Annotated in this window: 29 protein-coding genes, 1 tRNA gene and 1 pseudogene; 20 read left to right on the top strand and 11 right to left on the bottom strand. The window is 36.0% G+C overall.

The annotated features are described in order from the left end of the window. Positions 1-4: 4 nt before the first annotated feature. From hflX to F777_RS0103235, 5 genes are all read left to right on the top strand, one after another. Positions 5-1192, top strand: coding sequence for a GTPase HflX (hflX, locus tag F777_RS0103255; RefSeq protein ID WP_026750786.1), 1188 nt, complete (start codon positions 5-7; stop codon positions 1190-1192). Continuing rightward, entirely contained in the window at positions 1193-1546 is a 354-nt protein-coding gene (locus tag F777_RS0103250) for a Rieske (2Fe-2S) protein (protein ID WP_026750785.1), read from the top strand. 58 nt (positions 1547-1604) lie between these two features. Then, positions 1605-1678 (top strand) — tRNA-Asn (locus tag F777_RS0103245). A 246-nt stretch (positions 1679-1924) separates the two neighbouring features. Continuing rightward, entirely contained in the window at positions 1925-3355 is a 1431-nt protein-coding gene (locus F777_RS0103240; protein ID WP_026750784.1) for a hypothetical protein, read from the top strand. Further along, positions 3339-3650 (top strand): hypothetical protein, encoded by a 312-nt coding sequence (locus F777_RS0103235; RefSeq protein ID WP_152530846.1) that lies wholly within the window; start codon positions 3339-3341, stop codon positions 3648-3650. The genes F777_RS0103240 and F777_RS0103235 overlap by 17 nt, the downstream gene beginning before the upstream one ends. A gap of 119 nt (positions 3651-3769) precedes the next feature. Here the strand turns inward: F777_RS0103235 and F777_RS15560 are convergent, their stop codons facing one another. Together F777_RS15560 and F777_RS17880 are read right to left on the bottom strand one after the other, a co-directional pair. Beyond that, on the bottom strand, positions 3770-4069 hold the full coding sequence (locus F777_RS15560; RefSeq protein ID WP_037369093.1) for a winged helix-turn-helix transcriptional regulator: 300 nt from the start codon (positions 4067-4069) through the stop codon (positions 3770-3772). 111 nt (positions 4070-4180) lie between these two features. Then, a pseudogene (locus tag F777_RS17880) lies at positions 4181-5241 on the bottom strand (IS3 family transposase); the annotation flags it as partial. A gap of 37 nt (positions 5242-5278) precedes the next feature. Here F777_RS17880 and F777_RS18555 point away from each other — a divergent pair. From F777_RS18555 to F777_RS0103185, 8 genes are read left to right on the top strand one after another with little or no spacing between them, the layout of a single operon-like run. Then, a complete protein-coding gene (locus tag F777_RS18555) occupies positions 5279-5488 on the top strand; it encodes a DUF4160 domain-containing protein (protein ID WP_071790342.1) in 210 nt (69 codons plus the stop codon). 8 nt (positions 5489-5496) lie between these two features. Beyond that, positions 5497-6057, top strand: coding sequence for a GNAT family N-acetyltransferase (locus F777_RS0103215; RefSeq protein ID WP_037369091.1), 561 nt, complete (start codon positions 5497-5499; stop codon positions 6055-6057). A gap of 48 nt (positions 6058-6105) precedes the next feature. Then, positions 6106-6729, top strand: coding sequence for a hypothetical protein (locus tag F777_RS0103210; protein WP_026750780.1), 624 nt, complete (start codon positions 6106-6108; stop codon positions 6727-6729). Then, positions 6726-7028 (top strand): hypothetical protein, encoded by a 303-nt coding sequence (locus F777_RS15550; protein ID WP_152530844.1) that lies wholly within the window; start codon positions 6726-6728, stop codon positions 7026-7028. The genes F777_RS0103210 and F777_RS15550 overlap by 4 nt, the downstream gene beginning before the upstream one ends. 9 nt (positions 7029-7037) lie before the next feature. Next, complete coding sequence (locus F777_RS15545) at positions 7038-7523, top strand: RBBP9/YdeN family alpha/beta hydrolase (protein ID WP_051408398.1); 486 nt, start codon at positions 7038-7040, stop codon at positions 7521-7523. Then, complete coding sequence (locus F777_RS0103195) at positions 7459-8328, top strand: sugar phosphate isomerase/epimerase family protein (protein WP_081720450.1); 870 nt, start codon at positions 7459-7461, stop codon at positions 8326-8328. The genes F777_RS15545 and F777_RS0103195 overlap by 65 nt, the downstream gene beginning before the upstream one ends. A gap of 9 nt (positions 8329-8337) precedes the next feature. After that, positions 8338-8811: a nuclear transport factor 2 family protein gene (locus F777_RS0103190; RefSeq protein ID WP_026750778.1), complete on the top strand. Its 474-nt coding sequence runs from the start codon at positions 8338-8340 to the stop codon at positions 8809-8811. A gap of 9 nt (positions 8812-8820) precedes the next feature. After that, complete coding sequence (locus F777_RS0103185) at positions 8821-9165, top strand: nuclear transport factor 2 family protein (RefSeq protein ID WP_026750777.1); 345 nt, start codon at positions 8821-8823, stop codon at positions 9163-9165. A gap of 13 nt (positions 9166-9178) precedes the next feature. Here the strand turns inward: F777_RS0103185 and F777_RS0103180 are convergent, their stop codons facing one another. Next, positions 9179-9685 carry a membrane protein gene (locus F777_RS0103180; protein ID WP_026750776.1) on the bottom strand — a complete coding sequence of 169 codons (507 nt, stop codon included), beginning with the start codon at positions 9683-9685 and terminating at the stop codon, positions 9179-9181. A gap of 155 nt (positions 9686-9840) precedes the next feature. Between F777_RS0103180 and F777_RS0103175 the strand changes: the two genes are divergently transcribed. From F777_RS0103175 to F777_RS15540, 3 genes are read left to right on the top strand one after another with little or no spacing between them, the layout of a single operon-like run. Beyond that, on the top strand, positions 9841-10479 hold the full coding sequence (locus F777_RS0103175; RefSeq protein ID WP_026750775.1) for a hypothetical protein: 639 nt from the start codon (positions 9841-9843) through the stop codon (positions 10477-10479). Beyond that, on the top strand, positions 10476-10775 hold the full coding sequence (locus tag F777_RS0103170; protein ID WP_026750774.1) for a winged helix-turn-helix domain-containing protein: 300 nt from the start codon (positions 10476-10478) through the stop codon (positions 10773-10775). The genes F777_RS0103175 and F777_RS0103170 overlap by 4 nt, the downstream gene beginning before the upstream one ends. A gap of 1 nt (position 10776) precedes the next feature. After that, a complete protein-coding gene (locus F777_RS15540) occupies positions 10777-11874 on the top strand; it encodes a hypothetical protein (protein ID WP_051408397.1) in 1098 nt (365 codons plus the stop codon). Here F777_RS15540 and F777_RS15535 read toward each other — a convergent pair. The 6 genes from F777_RS15535 to F777_RS0103135 all read right to left on the bottom strand — a co-directional run bounded on the left by F777_RS15535 (position 11845) and on the right by F777_RS0103135 (position 16650). Beyond that, positions 11845-12480 (bottom strand): class I SAM-dependent methyltransferase, encoded by a 636-nt coding sequence (locus tag F777_RS15535; protein ID WP_037369088.1) that lies wholly within the window; start codon positions 12478-12480, stop codon positions 11845-11847. The two genes, F777_RS15540 and F777_RS15535, sit on opposite strands and share 30 nt — an antisense overlap. 3 nt (positions 12481-12483) lie before the next feature. Then, the gene (locus tag F777_RS0103155; RefSeq protein WP_026750773.1) at positions 12484-13629 is read right to left on the bottom strand and encodes a serine hydrolase domain-containing protein; all 1146 of its coding nucleotides are present in this window, start codon (positions 13627-13629) and stop codon (positions 12484-12486) included. A gap of 33 nt (positions 13630-13662) precedes the next feature. Continuing rightward, a complete protein-coding gene (locus tag F777_RS0103150; RefSeq protein ID WP_026750772.1) occupies positions 13663-14379 on the bottom strand; it encodes a 3-ketoacyl-ACP reductase in 717 nt (238 codons plus the stop codon). A 9-nt stretch (positions 14380-14388) separates the two neighbouring features. Then, a complete protein-coding gene (locus F777_RS0103145) occupies positions 14389-15483 on the bottom strand; it encodes an alkene reductase (RefSeq protein WP_026750771.1) in 1095 nt (364 codons plus the stop codon). A gap of 11 nt (positions 15484-15494) precedes the next feature. Further along, entirely contained in the window at positions 15495-15980 is a 486-nt protein-coding gene (locus F777_RS17145) for an NAD-binding protein (protein ID WP_051408396.1), read from the bottom strand. A 94-nt stretch (positions 15981-16074) separates the two neighbouring features. After that, complete coding sequence (locus F777_RS0103135; RefSeq protein ID WP_026750770.1) at positions 16075-16650, bottom strand: Crp/Fnr family transcriptional regulator; 576 nt, start codon at positions 16648-16650, stop codon at positions 16075-16077. A gap of 46 nt (positions 16651-16696) precedes the next feature. Between F777_RS0103135 and F777_RS0103130 the strand changes: the two genes are divergently transcribed. The 3 genes from F777_RS0103130 to F777_RS0103120 are packed head-to-tail and all read left to right on the top strand — an operon-like array spanning position 16697 to position 18533. Continuing rightward, complete coding sequence (locus F777_RS0103130; RefSeq protein WP_026750769.1) at positions 16697-17356, top strand: hypothetical protein; 660 nt, start codon at positions 16697-16699, stop codon at positions 17354-17356. Further along, positions 17353-17883, top strand: coding sequence for a GNAT family N-acetyltransferase (locus tag F777_RS0103125; RefSeq protein ID WP_026750768.1), 531 nt, complete (start codon positions 17353-17355; stop codon positions 17881-17883). Before F777_RS0103130 ends, F777_RS0103125 begins: the two co-directional genes overlap by 4 nt. Further along, the gene (locus F777_RS0103120; RefSeq protein WP_026750767.1) at positions 17880-18533 is read left to right on the top strand and encodes a hypothetical protein; all 654 of its coding nucleotides are present in this window, start codon (positions 17880-17882) and stop codon (positions 18531-18533) included. The genes F777_RS0103125 and F777_RS0103120 overlap by 4 nt, the downstream gene beginning before the upstream one ends. Here the strand turns inward: F777_RS0103120 and F777_RS0103115 are convergent. Together F777_RS0103115 and F777_RS0103110 are read right to left on the bottom strand one after the other, a co-directional pair. Further along, positions 18530-19276 carry an acyl-CoA desaturase gene (locus tag F777_RS0103115; RefSeq protein ID WP_026750766.1) on the bottom strand — a complete coding sequence of 249 codons (747 nt, stop codon included), beginning with the start codon at positions 19274-19276 and terminating at the stop codon, positions 18530-18532. The two genes, F777_RS0103120 and F777_RS0103115, sit on opposite strands and share 4 nt — an antisense overlap. Positions 19277-19295: 19 nt before the next feature. Further along, a complete protein-coding gene (locus F777_RS0103110) occupies positions 19296-19913 on the bottom strand; it encodes an acyltransferase (protein WP_026750765.1) in 618 nt (205 codons plus the stop codon). Positions 19914-20075: 162 nt separating this feature from the next. On the opposite strand from F777_RS0103110, the gene F777_RS0103100 reads away from it, so the two are divergent. After that, on the top strand, positions 20076-21230 hold the full coding sequence (locus tag F777_RS0103100; RefSeq protein ID WP_051408395.1) for an efflux RND transporter periplasmic adaptor subunit: 1155 nt from the start codon (positions 20076-20078) through the stop codon (positions 21228-21230). Positions 21231-21232 lie beyond the last annotated feature (2 nt).

Raw genomic sequence — 21232 nt, 5'->3', positions numbered from 1 at the left:
CCCATTGATAGAAAAAAAACAACTGATTTCCGTTGAGGAGAAAGCCGTTCTGGTGGGTGTGATCTTAAAAGATCAAACTACAGAACAGGCAGAAGAATACCTAGATGAACTGGCATTTTTATCGGAAACAGCAGGTGCGAAAACTGTTAAACGTTTTACCCAAAAACTAGCTCACCCCGACAGCAGAACCTTTGTAGGAAAGGGAAAACTGGAAGAAATTAAAGATTATCTGAACGGCAAGAATATTACCCTTGTCATTTTTGACGATGAATTAACCGGTTCTCAGATCTCCAATATTGAAAAAGAGCTCAATGTTAAAACCATTGATCGAAGCGATTTGATCCTGGACATTTTTGCCCGCAGAGCAAGAACAGCTCAGGCAAAAGTACAGGTAGAGCTTGCCCAGTATCAGTATTTACTTCCCAGATTAAAAGGGATGTGGAAACACCTGGAAAGACAAGGAGGTGGTATTGGAACACGTGGTCCAGGTGAAACAGAAATAGAGACAGACCGTCGTATTGTAAAAGACAAGATAGCCTTACTGCGCAAGCGTTTGAGCGAAATAGACAAACAGGCTTTTACGCAACGAAAAGAACGTGGAGAATTCATACGTGTTGCGCTGGTTGGGTATACCAATGTGGGCAAGAGCACACTCATGACGGTATTAAGCAAGAGTGAGGTATTTGCTGAGAATAAATTATTTGCCACCCTTGATACCACCACCCGTAAAGTGGTTTTTGAGAACACACCCTTTTTATTGAGTGATACAGTAGGGTTTATCAGAAAGCTTCCGCATCATCTGGTTGAGAGTTTCAAGAGCACATTGGATGAAGTAAGAGAAGCAGATATCTTATTGCATGTGGTAGATATTTCGCATCCGCAGTATGAAGACCAGATAGGCGTTGTAAACAAAACGCTCCAGGAATTAAAGGCTTTTGAAAAACCCATGCTGACCATTTTTAATAAAATGGATTTATACGTTCAGAAGAACTTTGATGAGTGGTTGGAAGATTCAGTGAAAGAAGAAATATTAAAGGACCTGAAAGACAAATGGGATTTGGCCACCAATGGCAATTGTGTATTTGTTTCAGCTACAGAAAGACAAAATATGGATGCGTTAAGAGATATTATTCTTGAAAAGGTACGGGAATTATATGCCATTCGCTATCCCTACAAAACCATGTTATACTAATTGGAAGCAACCGATTATAGTTGGATTAAAATCGCCGATTCAGCAAACGAACTCATCTGGCAGAGCAACCATATGTGCATTATAGAGGCTGATGGGAAAAAACTGACTTTAGCACTTAAAGATGATAGGATCTTTGCCTTTGCACATAAATGCCCACATGCCAGTGGTATTATGGCAGATGGATTTATAGATGCTGCAGGGAATGTGGTTTGCCCGCTACATCGTTACCGGTTTTCCTTGCAGAATGGCCGCAATACCAGCGGAGAAGGGTATTTTTTAAAAACCTACCCGGTGAAACAAGGGGCTGAAGGTATTTTTGTAGGCTTTAAAAAAGGCTTTTTTGCGAATTTTTAATGGAATTTTTTTGTAAGAATCAATAATCCCCTATTTTTGCAACCCCGAAAGGGGAAATTCCTCCTTAGCTCAGTTGGTTAGAGCATCTGACTGTTAATCAGAGGGTCTCAGGTTCAAGTCCTGAAGGGGGAGCAAAACAAGGCAAGAGGTCAGAAATGACCTCTTTTTCTTTTTACCTTTTACCAAAGTCTTACTGGCATTAATTAATATCCTCACTGGTAGATTGAAATTTATAGTTGCATCTTTTCCAAATTTTCTATGACCTGCTATTTTGTACAAAAAATATTGATAAAGCAATTTTGTATGAATCACCCTATTTTTTGTAGTGGTTAATTCAAAGGACTAAATTGTATTATTTTCAGGTAGAAATAAAAATATATGAGAATCTTTATCCTACTTATTTTAATACCATTAAGTTTTAGTTCTTGCAAAAAAGAATTTAATAATGATGAGATTAGTCTTTTATACAAAAAAGATGTATTGGAATATTTTTCAACAGTAAAACATTATAATTCTATTCTTCACAATAATAAAATGATTGATTCACTTATTAAAAACATAGAATGGAATAAATCTCAAGAGATAAAACTTGATTCTTATAACAAACTTTTACTAATTGATATTAATCAAGATTATAAAACTATTAATAAAACAGAAAAAAGAAAAGAATTAAAGGTTGTTCTACAGTTTAAAAATCAAAAGATAAAATCAGGGTTTTTAGTAGAAATAATTGGAAATAATTTAAATAAAAATTGCTCTGAAATAATTTTAGATTATTTCAATGATTACACAAAGGTCTCCGATAAACAAAACTTATTAATATCTACAATACATATTGATGGAAGATTTATTATGGAATTTAATTATGAAAACGGGTCACTGACTAAAACTAGACATCTAAAAAATCAATTACCCAAACTTGAAGGAAATTTAAAAGCAAACTCTACATTTTCATCACTAGAAAACATAAAATCCACTGAAGTAAACTGCACTAATTGGTTTTTAGTAACTACTTACTTTTATTCAGACGGAACAACAACAGAAAGTAGCCGATATTTATATACAACCTGCACTGGAGATCAATGTCAAACTACAATTGATATTGATAATGAATCCAATATCCTAAAAAGTAATTGTGGTGGTGGTGGTAATGAAACTCAAAATATTCAACAAGAAGACTTTGTTATATATTTTGATCAAGATCGTCCAATTGTTGATATTTTAAAAATTTTTAAATGTTTTGAGAATATTCCAAGTAATGGAGCAAAATTCTCACTTAAACTTAGTGTAGATATTCCTGACAATTCAGATCCAACAGTTTTATCGACTTTTTCTAATGCTGGACATGTTTATTTAACATTTGAAAAATCTTATGGTAATCAAAGTATTAGTCAATCCATCGGATTTTACCCCAATAATTCTTATGCATCATTGACTATGCAATATATGTCAAGTGTCATTAAAAACGATGGGGCTCCAAATCTTGAACGAGAGGAAGATGCTAGTATAATTATGGATAACATGCCAGAAATAGATTTTAATTCTGCAGTTAACATTGCAATTGCATATGCTAATAATGCTAAGTATAAGTTAGATGATTATAATTGTACTAACTACGCGTTAGATGTTTTCAATTTTGCAAGAACTAATAATGAGAGACTTGTTGTACCCTCAACCAGTTATTTTGGAATAACCAGTGGCTATTCCCCAAAAGGAGTATATCAATATTTGAATTCAAGAAAAAATATTGATTCAAATATTAAAATCGGAAATTATAAAACAAAAAGAAGCCATGGAGAATGTAACTAATAAAGGGATATTATATTTTTTTGTTATAAATTTTTTACTTTCATTAATTTATTTATTTGGGATGGTTGCAATTTATTTTTCAAGAATAAATATTGAAAGTTTATTAATTGGATTTTACCAAATGGTATTTACAATCATTCATATTATTGTATTGCTATTATTAATGATCATTAAAGCTCCAAAATCAAAAGAATATAAAAATTCATTGTTATATTATGTGGCAGGAATTTTAGCTGTAATGATTGGTGGCTGGTCTTATGTCAAAATAAGCATCCTATTAAACTGGCATATCTAATTATTGTTCCAATAATATTAAATGAACTAACAATATGTTTTATAATAAAATAATAGCCTTTAGATAAGAGAAAAGCTGCATCTTTCGTCAATAAGGGGAGCAGACATAAAAGTAAAGGGTTATACTTTGATAGTATGACCCTTTATTATTATTTGCTTAGCCATATTTGTATTTCCCCATTTAGCCATTTCGTGCAGAATTGGCATCAGCGAAATACCCGCAGAAGTAAGCTCATATTCTACACGTGGAGGTAACTCTTTGTATTCTTTCCTTCTTATCAGTCCGAAAATCTCCAGCTCTTTTAATTCGTTGGCCAGTACTTTATTTGAGATTGCAGGAATCAGTTGGTTAAGTTTACCAAAACGTATTGCCCGGTCGCCGATAACATTAAGAATGATCGGCTTCTGAAGGCTCCCCATTTTGAGTACTTGTTAAAAGTATAATTTTTTCTTTTATTGCTAATGGGCTGATTGTAGCGTAGGCGAAGCCGAAGCGAAAAGAAGCCCATTAGACTGGTTTTGTTTTTCTCGGTATACCCTTGGTGGTAAACCTCCAAGTGCATCATGTGGTCGATGATTGTTGTAATCCTCGATCCATGCATCCGAAATTTCTCTTACTTGGTTTAGGTTATCAAATGAATAGGCATCCAATACATGGCCACGGAAGCTTCTATTGAATCTTTCAATGTAGGCGTTCTGTGATGGCTTACCTGGTTGAATATAGTGGAACTCAATTTCATTGGCCTTGCTCCATGATTGGGTTAGCTTAGATATAAACTCTGGGTCGTTATCCATTCTAATCTTTTGTGGTTTACCAAAGCGGTTTATTAAATGTCGCAGTACCCATATTACTCTACTGCTTTTTAAAGAATAATCAACCTCAATGAATAATACTTCTCTGTTAAAATCATCTATCACATTAAACGATCTGAATTTGGTTCCGTTACTTAATACATCAGTCATAAAATCTATGCTCCAGGTTTGTGTAAAGCATTCTGGCACTTCAAGTGATTGTTTTTCCCGTGGGGGCAATCTTTTCTTAACCTTGCGCCTTAAAGGCAGTTTTAAATCCTTGTAAATACGATGTAGTCGCTTGTGATTCACAACCACACCTTGGTTCCTTAATCGGTGATAATACTTCCAAAAGCCTTCTATTGGCTGGTCTTCAGCTAGATTCTCTAGAAGCTTGATAATGGTACTATCATCTTTAATAGACCGATAGTGCAAACTGCTTCTGCTTATTCTTAGTACCCGACACGCCTTGCCGATGTCTTTTGGACGCTCATCTTTTAGCTCCTCAATGATTCTTCGCTTTTCGCAAGGCTTTAAAGCTTTTTTTCGATGATATATTTTGCCGTATCTAACTCCATGGCCAAGTTGGCATACATCCGTTTTAATCGAGCATTTTCTTCCTCAAGCTCTTTGATTCGTTTAAGCTCACTGGCTTCCATACCACCATAACGTTCCCCCCATTTATAAAAAGTGGCTTTACTAACTCCATACTCCCGATGGATCTCCTCGGCTGATTTTCCTTGCTCAAACTCCTTTAAAATGTTGGCAATCTGTGTGTGACTGAACTGACTCTTTCTCATGGTTTACGATTTAAATTTATAAACTTTTTGTCTACAAATTAACCGTACTCTTTTTGGGGGAGCTTACCATGGTGACTATGAAGCGATAATTGATATAGAAAAAAATGAGATAATAGGAGGATTTCTACCTCCTCGCGTTTTAGGAATAGTAACAGAGTGGACTGCACTTCACCAGATGGATCTAATTAATAATTGGGAAAGAGCAAGAAATCAAGAAAAACTTCATGAAATTGATCCTTTGGTATAAGTTGTGCTATGATTGAAGTAACAAGGGTATCAAGACCAAGTGATATAATTGGCATAAGAGATTTGCAAGCGTTGAATTTAAAGCAGAATATAAGTGCCGAAGAGGCCAGAGACCAGGGTTTTCTTACAGCAGCCTTTACAATAGAATATTTGCAGGAGATGAATGCAAATTCGCCTTCCATCATTGCAAAGGTTGGAGACAAAGTTATTGGTTATGCGTTGGTAGCTACAAAAGAAATTAGAAATGGGCACGACCTTGTTGAAGGGCTTTTTGAGGCCATTGATCAATCAGAATACAATGGGAAATTACTCAGGGATGTTAATTATGTAGTTGTTGGGCAATTGTGTGTAGCAAAAGAATACCGCGGACAAGACCTGGTTCAAAAATTATACGGACATTTCAGGGATTGTCTTTCAAAAGAATATACTTACCTCGTTACGGATATAGCCCAAGCAAATACTCGTTCTCTTAAAGCGCATAAGAAAAGAGGATTTCAAGTCATCAATGAATTGATGTATGGTGGTGTTAAATGGGATATTGTTTTGTGGGATTGGAATGCAGGGGACTAGATATCTGATTAAAAGGGTTATACTTGTAAAGTGTAACCTTTTTCGTTTATGTATATCACTTTTCAAACATCGTCACCGAAATTGACCATATACGCAGGTTTATTTCTTATACTTCTTACATTAAATTTGAATGGGCAAACTGATCAAAAAAAGAATTGGGAGCATACTAAAGTTGTTTACACCTCTTCTGACAAAAAGAAAACAATTATTACAAATAGTTTACCTAAGGGCGGGGGTATCGTAAATCATAATGGAAAAGAGTATAACAATTTCATTTTTTGGACCAATGTACATAATGCCGAATTTACGCCTCTGGATATAAAAATAAAATTTCCAACAAGCATCCCCTTTGAATCAAAAGATTCTCACGCAAAAGTGGTCATACCTAAGTCTCCAATGACAATTGACAAATTACAAGAATTCGATTATGGTCTTACGGACATATCATCTCTTTTAAATAACGAATCAGATGAATTGAAGAGTTTAAATTTTAGAATTTCCCCGTTCAAAAATAATTTGTTTTATAGCGTAGTTTTCATCCATAAAACAAAATGGCCCGTCAGAGGAGAGTATATATTAAAAGATAAAAAACTATTTTACAAGATTACAGCTGGTACAGATGTTGTTGTGGTTCCCTGTGGAGGAATTGATTTTAAATTAAATAAATTATGATGAAAAATACATTTCTAGTGCTTTTAATGATTGGAATACTAACAATAATCGGTTTTGATTCAAAAGCACAGAACGCTAACCCAATTTATAGAATTGCAAAAATTAAAGTAGATGGCCGTCAGTTAGAAAAATATAAATCTGCCTTGCAAGAGCAAATGAAAGCAGCCATAAAACTAGAGTCAGGAGTATTATCTTATACAGCAGTATCTGATAAAAAGGAAACTGTTAAGGATATGGTTTTGTCTTTAGAGTTAATTGATACGGATTTAATTGCAAGAGCTAGAAAAAAAGAATTTTAAATACTTGATATGACAAATTATTTAATTGTTCCTGGACTGGGAAATTCAGGTCCGGAACATTGGCAAACCTATTTTGAAAACTCCGCTCCTAATTTCACCAGAATACAACAATCAGATTGGGATACGCCGGCCTGCGAAGACTGGATAAAAAGTATTGATGATATGGTAACTTCATTTGAAGCATCCTCCATCGTTTTGATAGGACACAGTTTAGGCTGTTCTGCAATAGCACATTGGGCAGTAAAGTATAAAAGGGAAATTAAGGGGGCTATGCTAGTAGCTCCCAGTGATTTAGAGGCAGCCAACTATACTTTTCCTACAAAAGGTTTTTCACCCATCCCACTGGAAAGATTAGGTTTCAACTCTATTGTAGTGGCCAGTTCAAATGATATTTGGGTTTCTTTTGTAGGTTATTTTTATAATACAATTTATGCAAACACGCAGAGACTTTTTACAGTTAACTTCAATGGGTATAATGGGTACTTGTTTGCCTGAGAATTTTAATTTCTTGGGATTAAGCCCAAAAAAGAAAATGTCTGTTCAATTGTATACAATCAGAGATCATATTGCGAAAGACTTTGCAGGCGCAATTAAAAAAATATCTGACCTTGGTTTTGAATATGTAGAAACGGCATTTTGGCCAAAGGGAATTAGTCTGAACCAAGCAGCTGCAATTTTGAATGAAAATAATTTAAAGGTCAGCTCTTGTCATATTGAACTTCCTGTTGGAGAAAATCAGAAAATATTTCTAGAAACCGCCAAAGTGTTTAATTGTAAAAACATGATATGGCATGGTTGGCCGGAAGACAAGAGATATAGTAGCATAGAAGGAACAAGAGAGCTTGTTAAAATCTACAATAATGCAAACAAATTTGCAAAAGCAAATGGATTGAGTTTTGGCTTACACAATCATTGGTGGGAGTTTAGAAATAAAGTAGATGGAAAATTTGTTTATGAAGTTTTATTAGAAGAATTAGATAAAGATATTTTTTTTGAAATTGATATTTATTGGGTAAAAGTAGCCGGGCATCAACCAGATAAAATCATAAAAATATTCGGGGACAGGGTTAATCTTATGCATATAAAAGATGGCCCGGCTGAATTTAATCAAAACCTAATTAGTGATAACCCGGACCCAATGACTCCTTTAGGAAAAGGAACACAAAATCTTCCGGCGATTTTTGAATCGGCTCCTGCTGGTTGTGAATGGTTTGTATTAGAGATGGATACCTCTGCCATTGATGTTTATGATGCTTTAAAACAGAGTATGGAATATATGAAATCGGTAACATCTTACTAAATTGTACTAATGAAAAGAACCATCGTAATATTTATTTGCCTTTCATTTTGTTTCTGTTCATTTGCGCAGAACAATAATGAAAAGAAGGTAACTGATAAAGAATCAGTACTGTACAAGAAAATAGCACAACTGGATAGTGCATTATTTTCAGCTTACAATTCAAAGAATCTGAATCTAATGAAAACCTATTTTACCGATGATTTGGAATGGTATCAGGATAATGGTGGTCTTATTGATTTTGAAAAAGTGTTTGCTAATTTCCAATCCATATTTAATAGAGAATATACACTTACCAGAAGTCTTATTAAAGAATCACTGGAAGTTCATCCCATTGAAGGATACGGTGCCATTGAAGCGGGTAGTCATCAGTTCAGTCATATTGAAAATGGGAAGCTAGAAGTTGGTACTTTCAAGTTTATGATGATTTGGAAAAACGAAAAAGGAAATTGGAAAATTTCCCGGGTAATTAGCTACGATCATTAATTCAAAAATATGAGACCAAAGGAAGTTTTACAACAATGGGTTGAATTGTTCAATCAATATGATTTTGAGGGACTTGCTGAGTTATATGCAGAAGAATGTACAAATCATCAAACACCCAATGGTATAGTAAGTGGTAAAGAAAATATTAAGCAAATGTTTAAACAAGAGTTTGAGCAATTTGAAATGGTTTGTATTGTGGAAAATATTTTTGAAGATGGCAATGTGGGTATGCTGGAGTGGAAGGACCCTAAAGGCTTAAGGGGCTGTGGCTTTTTCTGGATAGAAAATGATAAAATCATTTACCAAAGAGGGTATTGGGATAAATTATCTTTTATAAATCAGCAGGCTAAATAAAGCTATATTTTTCTCATACAAAAAGTAGTACCAAAGTAAGAATCACACCAGCAATTGTAAATAAGATCCCCTTTTTAAAAATTCGCGTGCCTGGTGCAAACATCCAGAAAGTAGAAATCACAAAAAACATTAGCGATAAACCAAAAAAGATATTGAGATAAAATAATGGATGCTTGGTATTGGCTTTGTGAAAATTATTCATCTTACTGATAATAAAAGGCAATTCCTTTACAGTATAACTAGCTTTTCCTGTTGATACTTGATAGTTCCCTTGCTTAAAAAATGCCATGTCTCCCTCTTTTTTCAAAAACTTCAACTCCTTCACCTTAATTGCCTTTCCCAAAGATTCCTCATCAAGATTAGGTTCTACAATGGTTATTTTATGCTTTTCCTTTTTTAGGAAATCCGTGTTTCTGAAGATAAGAATTATACCACTAATAGAATAAATGGCCATGATTCCTGCCAGAAAAAATCCCAGATAACGATGGTAAACACGCATTTTGGTTGAAGCCTTGCTCATTGATACTTTTATAATTGAGTCGCGAAACTAAGCTCAGGTGTTTAAGCAGACTAACGCAAACAGGAATTCCGTTTACGAAATCAGTAAAGAAAAATTTGGCGGGATTAGAAAAACGCTTTTACTTTGTATTTCAAAGTACTTTTAAATACATCAAAATGAGCAAACAAGAAGAACAGCTAGATGCCATACAAGACATTAAAAGGCTAATGGAACGCTCTTCCAGATTTTCAGCCTTGAGTGGCCTTTCCGGAGCAATTGCAGGTCTGCTTGCCCTGATTAGCAGTTTCATCACCTATACTATATTAGATACCCCTTTGGGCGAACCTATATCTTATGCAGACATATGGTCAGCATCAACAGAATCATTAACAGAAAAAGGAATACTAATTCTGATTAATCTGGGAATTTTATTGTTGCTTGCTTTCGGAATTTCAGCCTATTTATCTGCGGTGAATGCCAAAAAACAAGGGGCAAGTCCATTCGATTTAACTGCGAGAAGAATGTTATTGAACTTTTCGATTCCATTACTGGCTGGAGGCATATATAGTGCGATTCTATTAGTGCAAGGTCATATTGAATTGGTACTACCTGCTACCCTTCTGTTCTATGGAATGGGAATGCTGAACGCAGGCAAATACACCATTGATCTGATGCGCTATTTGGGTATATGTATGATTGCACTCGGACTACTGGGTTCGTTTTTTACTGCCCATGGTTTATTAATTTGGACAACAGGGTTTGGGTTTTTACATATTGTATTTGGACTCATTATCTACTATAAAAACGAAAAGTGAAAAACCGAATAGAAAATTTGAATAAGGCTTTCGAGAGTAGGGTTCGTTTGGGCATCATGTCTGTTTTAATGGTAGCAGATGAGATTGATTTTGTTAGTCTGAAAGAGCAGCTACAAGTTACAGATGGAAACATAGCCAGTCATATTACCGCCCTGGAAAAATTGGCCTATATAAAAGTTGAAAAGAAATTCATCGGAAAAAAACCAAATACAACTTACTCAGTTACGGCTCAAGGTAAAAAAGCATTTAAAGAGCATATCAACGCACTTGAAAAATTAATAAGACAAACACTTTAAAATGGAAAACAAGACCATAAAATTATCCAGCAAACAATTTGTAGAATTGTTTCTTATTTCCTGCGGGATTATCATTGCAACGTTTATAGCCAAAATACCTCAGTTTTTTGGACTGACAGAAGACGAATATTACGCAAAGAACCTGTCATTCATTATAGTTCCTACGTTAATGGCCTACTTTATATGGAAAAAAGAAATTAATATTAATAAAGCGGCTATCGCATTAGTGGTAATTATTCTTTCATGGGTGTACATGAACTTATTGCCTTCGATTGAATCAAATGATTCTCTGATTTTGGCCTGCATGCATATGCCTATTCTTGCATGGACAATACTGGGTTTTATTTACATAAAAGGAGAAGTAAAAAATACAAAATTAAAAATTGAATATCTGATATATAACAGCAATCTGGCAGTAATGTCGGCAATGCTAGTAATTTCCGGATTTATTTTTTCCGCATTAACCATTAGCATGTTTAACCTGATTGAAGTTAAGATTGAAACATTTTATTTTAACTATGTGGTTATAACGGGTCTATCTGCCGTTCCCTTAATTGCCAGTTATCTGGTAGAAAACAATGCAGGATTAGTAAACAAAATAACGCCACTGATTGCCAAAATTTTCACACCCCTGGTATTAATCATGCTCACCATCTTTACGATTACCTTATTCGCAACAGGTAAAAGTATTTACAGTAATAGAGATTTTTTACTCATTTTCAATCTGGTATTGATAGGGGTGATGGCTTTGATTCTATTTTCGGTTATTGAAGCCAACAAACTAAAAGATAATAGAATAAATACGATTCTGTTACTGCTGCTGTCAACAGTTACCATTATTGTGAATGGAATTGCCTTGTCAGCTATTCTCTTCAGACTATCGGAATTTGGCGTCAGTGCAAACAGATTAGCTGTATTGGGTGCCAACCTGATTATATTTACCAATCTTATTTTGGTTTTCTTTAAACTAGTTAAAGCAACTAAAAAGAAAGAAGCCATTGAAGAAGTTGCCAACACCATTGTTGCTTACTTGCCTGTCTATGGTGGCTGGGCATTTATTGTTGCTTTTTTATTCCCCCTTATATTTCAATACAAATAACCCTATCGTTACTTCCGTTCCTTCATTTTGAACCGCAATCAATTCCTGTTCCTGAATGAACAAAGAAAAATAGGTAACAAAAGAACTTGCATTAATGCGGTAAGGGGTTGCTAATAAAATAGTGACCCCTTTTTCCAAATAAGAACTCAATATTAATTTTAATGATTCAAAATCCCTCTCATCGTAATTAACATCACTTAGCAAAAGAATATCTGCGGGAATATCTCCGGCATAATTATTCCAATCCAGCTCCAATGCTTTTACATTTTTACATCCAAGAGCATTAATGTTTATTTGCATCAGCTCCACAGCCTCTTTGGCATAATCGGTTATAATTACTGAAGATGCTGTTTTGGCAGCAAAGAAAGAAGGCAAGCCAATTCCGGCGCCCAATTCTAATACTAGTTTGTGCTTTATTATATCTGGATGACTGTTCAAATACGAATGCATTGCCAGGGAAGATGGCCAGCATTTTGCCCAAAATGGAAATTCAGTTTCGGTATTACTCAAAAGCAATGTTTCATAGGCTGCTCTTAACTTATCCGGATCCGGAATAGTTAAACTCAACTCAGGGGAAAATGAAAAGTCAATTACCGGATACACCATCGTTTACTGAATCACAATATTTTCATACAATATATTGGCAACTTTTCTCAGCACTTTATTGAATCCTTTTTCATAAGCAGGATCACATCCGTTACTAATAACTACTATACCAAATTTTTCCCTAGGGTCAAAAAACATGATGCTATACAAACCATAAGCAGAACCGGTATGCCCAACCAATGTTTTCCCTTCTATCAGGTTAACTGACTTTGACAAGGCCAAACCATATTGTTCTTTTTCAGAATACATGGTCTGCATTTTCCTGGCACTCTTCTTTGCAATAATTCTTTTCCCATTGTACTTGCCATAATTAGCATGCATCATCATATAATTTGCCAAATCCGGCGCAGATATTTTCATCCCTCCGGTTGGTGAAAAAATGGGGGTTGAATAACCGAGCGTGTAAGACTCAAGTTCCTTTTTTCGGGATGCATAAGCGCCTGAGGAAAATAGAAATTTTGCTGAGTCTCTGTTGTATTCGTAAATCTGTGCAAATTGCTGAGTATCGAACTCGTCCACATTATACCCTCCGAATAAACTGAGTGGTTGCAGAATATTCTGTTGGATGTATTGATCGAAACGTATTCCAGAAATCCGCTCCAAAATAGCACCTGCCATATTATAATTCAAATTACAATATTGATATCCGGAATCAGGTGCATAGGAATTGTAACATTTTCTCCAATCCGGATTTTTTGCGGGGTTGATAGCGTCCAAACTAAAATACCCCTGACTATCATTGATGGAAGAACGATGAGATAAAATCATTCTTAAACTAATAGGCTGCTCTGGAAAAGAAGGATTGCGCACAATAAAGCCCACCAGTGCGCTGATATCGTCATCCAGGGAAACTTTCTTTTTCTCAACCAGCTGCATCATAGCTGTTGCCGTAAAAGACTTGGAAATTGATGCTATTCTGAATAGATTACCGGTAGCAAGCGGCTCAAGGGTTTGTTGGTTTTTATATCCATATGCATTGGTGAAAACAAGTTTATTGTTTTTCACCACAGCTACAGATAATCCCATAACGGGAGTCTCCCGCATGATGGCTAAAATAGCAGAGTCTGCTTTTGAATTTTGTGCTCTTGCCCCGGGCAGGTGAATCAAAAGCAGACTCAGGCTAAATAAAAGATATTTAAATGGTTGCATCTTTACCGCTTTAGGGTGATAGGATGCATAAATTTAAGGGTTGGTAGACCAAATTGAACTCTCTTTTACAAAAACCCTTCTGTTTAATTTTAATTGTGCAATAATCAATTCTGCAAAATCCTCCGGATGCATCAAACGCTCTTCATTGTTGTTGATTAAATTAGCAGACTGTGCCAATTCGGTAACCACTGTACTGGGAGCCATTGCTGTAACCCTGATATTGTACTTTCTTACTTCCTGCATTAGCGACTCTGTTAATCCCATTACACCAAACTTAGATGCACTGTAGGCGCTGGTAGTTGCGGCTCCTCTTAATCCGGCTGTTGAAGATACATTCACAATATCACCTGTAAGGCGTTTCATCATTTGTGGTAAAACCGCTCTGGTAGTGTAATACACACCAAACAGATTTACTTTCACTTGTTGCTCCCACACTTCCGGACTAAGATCCAGAAACTTTCCAAATGTTCCTGTTCCTGCATTGTTAATCAGGATATCAACCGGACCTAATGCAGTTTCTATTTTTTCAACTGCCCAGTTTACTGCATTGATATTGCTGATATCAGCTGTTGCAATGATTGATTTAACACCTAATGTGTTTATTTCTGCCGCAACCTCCTGCAAGTCGATTTCTGTTCTGGCTATTAGTCCAACATGAACGCCTTCTTTTGCCAAAGCAATGGCAATTGCTTTTCCAATTCCCTTTCCGGCACCGGTAACCAATGCCACTTTATTCTGTAATGATTCCATTGTAATTAATTAAGCGGTTAAAAAAGGATAATCGGTATATCCCTTTTCTCCAGGTGTATAAAATGTTTGCGTGTCTACTTCGTTTAATGCAGCACCGGTTTCAAATCGCTTTACTAAATCGGGATTAGCAATGAAAGGAACACCAAAAGCAACTAAATCTGCATCGCCTGCTTCCAATACTGCGGTAGCCGTTTCCTTGTTAAATCCTCTGTTAATAATTAAAGTACCCTTATAAAGCGGTCTGAAATGCTTTGCCACTTCTGATACAGCAAAAGGCAAATGGTCTACCGGTACAAATGGCTCTGTTAAGTGTAAATAAGCCAGACCATAATCATTCAAACGCTTTACGATGTATTCGTGTGTTGGAATAGTGGTTTCGTCCATTGTTATTCCAAATAATCCGTTTAAGCTTGGACTTAAACGAAGTCCTACTTTTTTATAGTCGATTACTTCTTTGAATGCATCCAGAATTTCAAACAAGATTCTTGCTCTGTTTTCAACCGTACCCCCGTATTCGTCTGTTCTCTGGTTAGAAGTAGCATTAAAAAATTGTTGCAAAAGATATCCATTGGCTCCGTGAATTTCAACTCCGTCAAAACCTGCTTTCAAGGCATTGGCTGCAGCATTTTTAAAATCCTGAACCGTTTGCTTAATATCTGCAATCGTCATTTCACGAGGAGCTACTGTATCGGTAAAACCATTTTTTGTGTACGACTTTTCATTGGGATTAAAAGCTGAAGGCGCCAAAGGCAATTCGCCATTATGAAAATCGGGATGAGACATTCTGCCCACATGCCACAATTGAACAAAGATCTTGCCTCCTTTTTCATGAACAGCTTTGGTTACCTGCTTCCATCCCTCTACTTGTTTATCACTGTAAATACCTGGCACATTTATATAACCTACACCCCAGGTACTCACCGGAGAACCTTCTGTTACTATTAATCCCGCAGAAGCTCTTTGTGCATAATATTCTGCCATTAATGCATTGGGAACAGCCCCGGCATTGTCTGCTCTACTTCTGGTCATGGGCGCCATCACCATTTTGTTATTCAACGTTAAATCTGCCAACTGATAAGGCGTAAACAAAACATTAGTACTCATATGTATATTGATTAAATTAATGACTTTTTAAAAATGGGTTGTAAACCACATAAATGGATAATTTCTCCTGTAACAGACAAGGCCATTTCATCTTTCCCCTCTACTATTGCGACTGTATTACCCCAGTCTACCAGCATGAATTTGGCATAGGGTAGTTTATGCTGGAGATGCTGCATTGAATTGTTCTCGGGGCGAATTTGGATTACGATTTTGCAGGTAGTGAATTCATTGATTCTTTCTGCAATCAATTGTTGCTCTTCTTCCTTTTCAACTGCAATAATTACAATATCTGCTTCCCAGGAAGCTTCTTTACTGCATTCAAGTAGAGTAATATTCGCAGCAGGATTATTGACCTGAATGGCTTTTTGTAGCTCCTTCAATGCTTCCTTGTCAGCATCCATTAATAAAACAGGGTACTGTCCGGATATGCTTTTGGCAATTCGCTGACCTACATCCGAATTAGCACCTAGTATTGCTACAATATTGTTATACTGCATCTTTCTAATTTGAAATGCAAAATTAGGTTGCCATTATTTTTTTGCCATTGAGATAAAACAAGAAATAGCATTGACCTATATCAATAAAAAAGGTCTATTGTTTAATTTTTCGCTTGATGCGGCTCAGTGTCTCAGGAGTGATGCCCAGATAGGATGCTATTAAATTTTGAGGTATTTTCTGAACCAGTTTTGGATTATTAGCTAAGAGGTGCAAATATTTTTCTTCTGCAGAATATGCAAGTGATTGAATTAACCTTCGTTCTTTGGAGATGATATTGTTTTGGAATAAGATTCTGAAATACCGTTCCATTACAGGTACTTTTAAAAGCATTTCTTCAAAGCCTTGAAAACTAATCAGTAATAATTCAGATTCTTCTATGGCATCAATAAAATACGTGGATGGTTCTGCCGAAAGAAAGCTGAGAATATCAGCCATCCACCATCCCTCCCAGGCAAAATGGATCATATGCTCCGTACCTCTCTCATCAACACTATAAGAACGTAACAAGCCTTTTTCAACGAATGCAAGGTGCTTACACACGTCTCCCTCTTGCAATAAATATTGCTTTTTTCTTATCTTTTTGGGTGAAAAAAAGGTTTTAACAAGGTTTTGTTCCTGTTCGGAAATCAAGACTTTATCTTTAACCTGAGAAAAAAATACTTCGAACATTACATCAAAGCTACACTAATAAGATTGACTAATTAAATAGGAACTTATGAAAAAAGTATTTCTCTACCTTGTTGGCTTTCTGGTATTCAACCAGGGTCATATTTTCGCTCAAACCTGGACACCTGAAGAACAGCTGGAGCTCTTTGGATATTGTGAAAAACAGTTTCTGATGAAGGAATTAGGTATTTCGGAAGAGACGGCGAATAAAGTTGGTCAAATTAACTATTGGGCAACCTTACAAAAACTTAAAATTGAGGCTAATACCAACGATACTTTCGCTACAGTGAATGAAGTAAATCAGGAAGTACTTAAAAAATATAAAGCCATTTCCATCACAGGAGATAAGGCAAAATCCATTTTGAACAGGGCTTATGCCAGTGGTTGTGCCATTACCCAGTTAAGTCCGAATAATGCTTATGATACTTTGTCAAAAGCACAGCTTGTAAGCAGCTACAAAACAAAATACCGGAAAAAATTAATTGATCAGTTGGGTATCAACGGAAGGCAGGCCGATATGATAATTGATGCGGAAGCCTGGAAACAAAAAGAAAGTTTATTGGTTGCCCAGATACCCATTACTGATTTTAACAGGATTCGTAAAACCGTAATCCTTAATAATGAATATGCCAGAAAAATTGTTTTGGCAGATATCAGTGAATCCCAAAAAGAACAGGCCATCCAGTTTTTTATACAGAATCAACTATGAGCATTTACACTTTAAAAAAATTAGTGCTCTCAGACCTGCATGATTTACAGGAAATAAGCAGAACTACTTTCAAAGAAACATTTGAAGAGCATAATTCTGCCGAAGACCTGAATAAGTATCTTCATGAGCAACTTTCAATAGATAAATTATCTAAAGAAATACAGAACCCGGAATCAGCATTTTACTTTGGTGAAAGAAACAATGATGCAGCTGGATATCTTAAGTTGAATTGGGGTGCTGCGCAAACGGAATTGACTGATCTAACTGCTTTTGAAATTGAAAGGATTTATGTGTTAAAACCCTATCTTGGAAAGGGTATGGGCAACTTTTTAATGGACGCTGCCTTGGAAATTGCCTACAAAATGAAACCCAGTTATGTTTGGCTGGGTGTTTGGGAGAAAAACGAAAGGGCCATTCGGTTTTATGAGAAATATGGTTTCAAGGTATTTGGCAGCCATTTATTTAGCTTGGGTAATGATATACAAACCGACTTATTAATGAAACTAGAAAATAACCAACAAACATGAAAACAATCTATGCCATTCTACTTACCCTTTTGATTGGGTTTGAATCTCAGGCTCAACAATCCATCAAGGGTTCTTTCAGAAGTAAAGAAAACCCGGATATTGTATACAGTTTAATGGACGGTTATTTTGTAGAAACCAAGTTCAATGTAAGTACTAAAACTTTTGAATATACCTGGGGAGGGCCATATACAAAAGAAGGAAACAAATTAATTGTGTTAACACATTTTGATTCAAGGGATAAATTGGTCGTAGGCAAAAACAGGGAAATACCCTTTAATACCAAAACGCTGGAATCCATTGATAAGGGAGAAAACGCTTTGGCCGGCAACTGGAGAATGAGTGGAAGAAAAACAGGAGAGCAATTTTCAGAAAACCCGCTGAGGGCAAGGCGTACTTATAAATTACTAACCGGTACTCGTTTTCAGTGGTTTGCTATCAATATTGAGACGGGTGAATTTTCCGGAACTGGCGGCGGTACTTATCAATTTATCAATGGCAAATACACTGAAAACATTGAGTTTTTCAGCAGGGATAGCAGCAGGGTAGGCGCTTCATTACAATTTTCTGCAAAAATAGAAGAAGGCAAGTGGCACCATAGTGGCCTGAGTTCAAAGGGCGATGCCATTTATGAAATCTGGACCCGTGATTAAGCATTTGCTTTAATGGGAACCAATTGAATAATTCCCAGCCAATGAAAAATTTTAATAATCGGATAGCAAGGATCAAACTCCCACCATTTGTTGGCAAAATTGGGTCTTGCACCTGCATGGTGGTGATTGTTTTGGAATAACTCTCCCATCATCAAAAAATCAATGATCAAGGTATTCTTTGAATGATCTTTTTCACCAGGATAATTTCTGTATCCATATTTATGACCAGCCCAGTTTACAACAGCACCCTGAATAGGGCCTATTAAAAAATGGATAGGCAGAAATAAATACATCCACCATTCTGTTGCAAAGAAATAATAGAAGACTACATAGCCTATAGCAAATAAAATTCTCGTGAACCAGCTATCTGCTACTTTATCAATAATGGGATATACAGGAAAATTTTTTTCGAATTTTTTTTCAACCGGCATGGTTCCTTTCAGTACGCCATGGTATACTTTTTTTGTATGCCACATCATAGAAAAAACTTCCTTGAAAAAGTGAGGAGTGTGCGGATCCTTCTCTGTGTCGCTGTAAGCATGATGCATCCTGTGCAAAATTGCATAGGCTCTTGCGTTCAGATAAGAAGTTCCCTGTGTTACCCAGGTATAGATATACCAGAAAATTTCCCAGAATTTATTCATCGTAAACATTTTGTGGGCTGCATATCTGTGCAGGTAAAATGTTTGTCCAAAAAGAGATAAGTACCAATGTAAAACTAAGAATATCAATATGGCCGTCATAGGCCGAGCAAGATAATTCTTAAACAGGCTTCTCCCAATTCTTTGTTACATTGTTATACTGTTTTAAAATTTTTGCGGGATTTCCTCCAACAATAGAATAAGCAGGAACACTTTTAGTTACAACTGAACCTGCAGCAACAATGCAATGTTTTCCAATGGTTACACCGGCTACAACAACAGCATTGGCTCCTATCCAGCAATCTTCTTCAATAACAATAGGTGCAGTTGTTTCTTTTTGATTTTTAATAGGTATATCCGGATCCGCATATCCGTGATTTAATCCGGACAAAACAATATTCTGTGCCATGATGGTATTGGCCCCCACTGTTACCGGACCAATAATCGTGTTACTTAAACCTACATGAACATTATCTTCAATATAAACATCACCAACCATGTTGTTGATACAACAAAAGTCTTCTATCACCGCTTTCTTTCCCAGGGAAAACATTTTCCAGGGTGCCAAATCCAATCTTGCGTTTGACCTTATTACTGATTTACGGGAAACTTTATGAACAAAAGGGTTCATAAACAACCTAACCCAAAGTCTGCACCCGGGATTATTTTCGGAAACCATCATCCAGTAAACCCACTTCTTTAAATTAGTGTTTGATTTAATGCGTTCAATAAAGCTCATGTTATAAAAATATCATCTGTTCTGTTTAGTGCCAATTTTAATTTGAATGCCTGTCTATCCAGATTCACCGAAAAATCCCCCTCATAACAGCCATTTATAAATGTAAAGATTAAAAAAACATTAAAACGGTATATTTGTAGTTTATTCAACTCAAAATAAGACATGAAAATTACCTTTTCAACCCCTTTTAAAGGATTGACTCCTTTATTAATGTTTAGTGTTTTTGGATTTGCCGCCTGTGAAAACAAGGATAAAAATGGGACAGCAGAGCTTATCCCGAGTTTGCCAGTTGTTGAGGTTGTGCAAAAAGATACTGTTTTACAAACCGACTATGTAGCCGATATACAAGCTGTAAAAAACGTGGAAGTCAGAGCAAGGGTTCAGGGATTTCTGGAAAAAATATTTGTAGATGAAGGTCAGGAAGTGAAAAAAGGACAGCCCATGTTTCAGATTAATGACCTTGAATACAAAACTGAATTGGCCAGAGCAAAAGCTGCTGTATCCAGTGCAATGGCAGAGGCTAAAGCAGCAGAACTGGAGCTGGGCAGAATAAAAATTCTGGTTGAAAAGAATGTGATATCTAAAACAGAATATGAATTGGCCGCTTCAAAAGTAGCTGCTACAAAAGCCAAGATTGAAGAAGCCCTATCTGCACAAACCAGTGCTGAAACCAAATTGTCTTATACTTTTGTGAAAGCACCTTTCGATGGTATCATCGACAGGATACCTTTAAAAATGGGTAGCCTGATTGATCCGGGAGCGCTGCTAACTACCATTTCAGACGTACACAATGTTTTTGCCTATTTCAATATTTCAGAAAACGAATATTTACGTTACAGAAAATCGCTTTCAAAAGGGTTAAAAGAAGATCGTCTAATTCATTTAATGCTGGCAGATGGTACTGAATATGCTTATACTGGTAAAATTGAAACCAGCGATGGTGAATTCAATGAAAACACTGGTGCCATTGCATTCAGAGCCAGATTCCCTAATCCCAATAAGCTCTTAAAGCATGGTGCTTCAGGCAAAGCAAGACTTACAACTGAAGTTGATAATGCTATCATTATACCACAAAAAGCAACTTTTGAAATTCAGGATAAAACCTTTGTTTTTGTTGTGGACAAAGAAAATATGGTTCAGACCAGGGCATTTAAGCCTGGGAGAAGGATTGCTCAATATTATATAGTTGAAGCCGGATTGAAACCTGGTGAGCGTATTGTTTATGAAGGAGTACAAAGCATTCGCCAGGGTGCAAAAATTAAACCTGTCAAAATGAACTTAGACAGCTTAATGCAAACTGCTTTAACCATCAACTAATT

Source organism: Sediminibacterium sp. C3, from assembly GCF_000508085.1.
GTDB lineage: Bacteria > Bacteroidota > Bacteroidia > Chitinophagales > Chitinophagaceae > Sediminibacterium.
Note: the sequence above shows the minus strand (reverse complement) of the source record. Positions and strands in the feature narration are given on the sequence as shown.